Annotated in this window: 1 protein-coding gene and 1 rRNA gene; one reads left to right on the top strand and one right to left on the bottom strand. The window is 58.6% G+C overall.

Annotated features, from left to right (window positions below; translation table 11 throughout):
* A 5S ribosomal RNA gene (rrf, locus tag ACUN9Y_RS22210) occupies positions 1-77 on the top strand; the annotation flags it as partial.
* A 272-nt stretch (positions 78-349) separates the two neighbouring features.
* On the opposite strand, the gene ACUN9Y_RS22205 is transcribed toward rrf, so the two are convergent.
* A partial coding sequence (locus tag ACUN9Y_RS22205; RefSeq protein ID WP_445460690.1) for an IS3 family transposase occupies positions 350-444 on the bottom strand: 95 nt, incomplete at its 5' end.

Below are 444 nucleotides of genomic sequence, written 5' to 3'. Positions count from 1 at the left end.
CCGAACTCAGCAGTGAAACCGCTCAGCGCCGATGGTAGTGTGGGGTCTCCCCATGTGAGAGTAGGTCATCGTCAGGCACTTATTCAGAAGAAGCCCAATTCCGAGAGGAGTTGGGCTTTTTTGCATGCATGGGGCAGACCCCCCTTTTTTATTCGTGGGGCCGCACTGCGTGCGGTCCGGCCACTCGCAAGCTCGTGTCGTTCGTCCCCCCTTGCGGCGATGCCGCAAACCCGCGGTGGGACTCACCCCCATGTGAGAGTAGCCGGAGGGCCGGCCCGTCCGTCAGGCACTTATTATGAAAAGCCCGATTATCGAGAGTGAGCTGACCCCCAATAGTTGGACGGTTCACTCAGCCGGCGCCCAAGGCCTGAGTCCTGTACTGTACGGGGCTCAGGCCTTTTAGTTTCAGGCGGATGCGTTCGTGGTTGTAGTAATGGATGTACT

The sequence above is a fragment of the Halomonas sp. V046 genome, from assembly GCF_052645355.1.
Note: the sequence above shows the minus strand (reverse complement) of the source record. Positions and strands in the feature narration are given on the sequence as shown.